Source organism: Mesorhizobium sp. M1399 (assembly GCF_040317735.1).
GTDB lineage: Bacteria > Pseudomonadota > Alphaproteobacteria > Rhizobiales > Rhizobiaceae > Mesorhizobium.
This window is the reverse complement of sequence record NZ_JAMYKZ010000059.1, coordinates 1-3,121: the sequence shown is the minus strand read 5'-3', so window position 1 is coordinate 3,121 and position 3,121 is coordinate 1. Positions and strand designations below refer to the sequence as shown.

The window sequence follows — 3,121 nt, the reverse complement described above, 5'->3', positions numbered from 1 at the left end:
GCATGGGCACGCCCGGAGTCTATCCGGCGTCAAGTCACGCAGGCATAACCAACTACATTAATGATCGAAATGCGTTCGATTTCATATCCGCGCACCAACGCCGATGGCTCCCACTTCTGTGCCCGACGGCTCAGCGTCGTATGATCTGGAACTGGGACTGTATGCGTACGACGAAGGCCGCATGATTGGCACAAGGTAAGCGTCAGTAGGCGGCCTTCGTCGTATGCGTACCTGGGACTTTCAGCCCCATGAGATCCAGCAGCGAGTGGAGCAATCCCTCGGTCTGGCGCAGCCGCATTGCGAAGACGCAACCCAGCGTCAGCGCCGTCTCAATGGCGAGATCGGAATACCGGGCTTGGCCGCCGCGGGTCTTGCGTCGCGGAGCGCGCCGTCCCGCAAGTGCCTCCGGGTTACCCATAAGGTCAGGCTACCACGCCGGCGCAGACCTGCTTCGTAGTCAAGCCAATTCGTCACCCTGAATTTCATCTTTCCCACGTGATGACGACGATCTGCGTTGTGTTTGTACGGCATGGCACTCGCATCAAGCTGATTTCGATCCTGCCTGCCTATCGCCAAACCGTTGACAAAGGATCCATGCACCAACGCTGCTGCGATCCGAACTTCGGCGACTGCGATCCGGGCCTGGCTCGCAGCCTGCTCGCGAGCCATGGAAAGGATCATCGCCTTCAGCGCATCAACGTCGTCGGGAAGGGCAAGACCCGGTAGAACCATGGCAAGCAACAGAGCACAAAAACAGCCGCTTTCCCAACCGTTCCAGCCGCATGATTCATCTTGCCGCAGGCCGGTTTCAGCCCGTCGATAATGGCCGCCTGACCCTGGCCGGACGGATCTTTTTCCAGTCTAACCCGGCCAGAAGCGCCATCAGCTGGGCGTGGTCGAGACGCATGCGCGCGGCCGATATCGCAGACCAGCAGAAGCTGTGATCTTCCAGAGTCTTCGAATAAAGACAAACCCCGCTGCCGTCCCACCACACGATGCGAACCCGGTCCGCACGCTTCGAACGGAATACGTGAAGCGCCCCCGAGAACGGGTCCAAGCCGCCATCCCTGACCAGCGCCATCAAAGATGCCGCGCCCTTGCGGAAGTCGACCGGCTGGCACGACACGTAAACCACCACACCGGAAGCGATCATGCCTTGCGAACCGCGCGGATGATCCTCGCCAGGCGATCGGGATCGACATCGCCGCCGGCGCGCACCACTGCATCGCCAATGACAATTTCCACCGTGTCGCTGCCCACCGCTTCAAAGCGCGTGAACTTCGCCGGCTTGCTCGCTGCCTCCGTTAGTGGTGCAACCATGCCCGACGAAAGCGCCTTGCGGCGCCAGGCATAGAGCTGCGAGGGGTCCAGCCCCTCGGAACGCGCAACCGCCGACACATTGCCCCCTGGCGAGAACGCTTCGGCGACAAGCCGTGCCTTCTCTTCGTCCGACCGATGGCGCGGCTTGCGTCGGGACGCCACAGGCTCCGCCGTCAAAATCTCGAATGTTCGATGATGGCTCATACTGTCGCTCACAGATCCCATGGGCTGGATGACGGCCGCCGTTTTTTGCAGAATGAGTGGTCGTCCTACCAACCACCTAATCTGAGGAGACTGCGATGCTTAAGACCGATATCCCGACGACGGCCGTCCAAACCAATTTTGCTGCAATATTTCTATCCTTGGAACTGTCGCGTTCGACATGGCTCATCACGTCGCTGTCACCGGGGAATGGCGAGAAGATGTCGAAGCACTCGGTGGAAGCTGGCAATATTGTCGGTCTAATTGAGTTGTTCTCGAAGCTGCGAGAAAGAAGCCGAGCCAGAACGGGGCAGATGTATCCGATCATTACGATCCAGGAAGCTGGTCTCGATGGTTTTTGGGTCCACCGATCGCTCGAGAAAGAAGGCATCGAAAGTCACATCGTTGATGCGGCTTCAATCGCTACGCCTCGCCGCCGGCTGCGCGTGAAGACTGATCGTGTCGATGGCGAGGCGCTGTTGCGTGTTCTGCTGGCCTTCAAGAGGAAGGAACCGCGCGTATGTGCGATGGTGAGGGCCATTTCATTTCCCATGAAGAGGAAGACCGGCGGCGGATCGGCCGGGAGCGAAAAGCGCTGATGGTGGAACGTGTCGGTCACGTAATCGGATAAAGGGGCTTCTTTTCTCGCAGGGTATCAGCGATTACGAGCCCCTTCAGAAAGATCGACGCCAGCGCCTCAGGGAACTGCAAACAGGTGACGGTCATATGTTGGCACAACATATGAAAGCCCAGATTGCCCGTGAGCTGGACCGGCTGGAACTGGTTATGGAGCAAATCAAGGTGGTCGAGGACGAGCGTGACGCACTTCTCGCGGACCAAAGCGTAGACAAGACCAAACCATCGCCGGTCACGATGTTACTTGGGATCAAAGGCGTCGGTGCGGAGTTTGCGAACATCCTATGGTCGGAAGGTCTGTTCCGGCCCTTCGACAACCGCCGCCAGGTCGCGGCCTATGCAGGATTGGCACCGACGCCTTGGCAAAGCGGCTCGATTAACCGCGAACAGGGCGTGTCGAAAGCAGGCAATCCGAGACTGCGCACGACTTTGATCCAGCTAGCCTGGCTGTGGTTGCGGCATCAGCCGGATTCGGCATTGGCGCAATGGTTCAGGGGGCGTGTTGAACATAATGGTGGTCGCATGAAGAAGACGACCATCGTCGCGCTGGCGCGCAAGCTGTTGGTCGCGCTTTGGAAGTATGTCACCTCTGGGGTCTCATCGACGGCGCCATCATAAAGGCCCCATAACGCTTTCACTCTCCCCCTTAAGATACCACCAAGGTCTCATGAGCCCTGGTGGTTCCAGGCCGACGACCGAGAGAATCTTTGGCGAGATGCCGTCTCATAGAATGGCTTTGTCGACCTAAGCCCTGCCCGCCGGAAGCGGGATGTTGGTGCAGCCGAAATAAACGGCGACCGTATGTGAGGTGGATGAGGCTCGGCAAAACGAGCCGTGTCACACAGTCGGGCTTGGAACCTGTGTCAAGCGAATCGAGGAATTGACCCCCTCGCCGAATTGAGGAACTGACCCCTTCATTGGTTTGCGGTTTCGTTGGGTTCGCGCGCCGCTCCGGCCTTCTGCA

2 protein-coding genes and 2 pseudogenes are annotated in these 3,121 nt (G+C 58.9%); 1 reads left to right on the top strand and 3 read right to left on the bottom strand.

Going from position 1 to position 3,121, the window contains the following annotated elements; genetic code table 11:
* Positions 1 to 237: 237 nt before the first annotated feature.
* From NKH05_RS32785 to NKH05_RS32775, 3 genes and pseudogenes are all read right to left on the bottom strand, one after another.
* Positions 238 to 531: pseudogene (locus tag NKH05_RS32785) on the bottom strand (transposase); the annotation flags it as partial.
* Positions 532 to 808: 277 nt separating this feature from the next.
* Complete coding sequence (gene tnpB / locus NKH05_RS32780; RefSeq protein ID WP_023693549.1) at positions 809 to 1,153, bottom strand: IS66 family insertion sequence element accessory protein TnpB; 345 nt, start codon at positions 1,151 to 1,153, stop codon at positions 809 to 811.
* Positions 1,150 to 1,524: a transposase gene (locus NKH05_RS32775; RefSeq protein ID WP_353027086.1), complete on the bottom strand. Its 375-nt coding sequence runs from the start codon at positions 1,522 to 1,524 to the stop codon at positions 1,150 to 1,152. Before NKH05_RS32775 ends, tnpB begins: the two co-directional genes overlap by 4 nt.
* 95 nt (positions 1,525 to 1,619) lie before the next feature.
* On the opposite strand from NKH05_RS32775, the pseudogene NKH05_RS32770 reads away from it, so the two are divergent.
* A pseudogene (locus tag NKH05_RS32770) lies at positions 1,620 to 2,786 on the top strand (IS110 family RNA-guided transposase).
* Positions 2,787 to 3,121: the final 335 nt, after the last annotated feature.

Bases quoted from the DNA above. Each gene is read 5' to 3' on its own strand.
- NKH05_RS32775 (WP_353027086.1), bottom strand. From the start codon at position 1,524: ATGAGCCATCATCGAACATTCGAGATTTTGACGGCGGAGCCTGTGGCG.
- tnpB (WP_023693549.1), bottom strand. From the start codon at position 1,153: ATGATCGCTTCCGGTGTGGTGGTTTACGTGTCGTGCCAGCCGGTCGAC.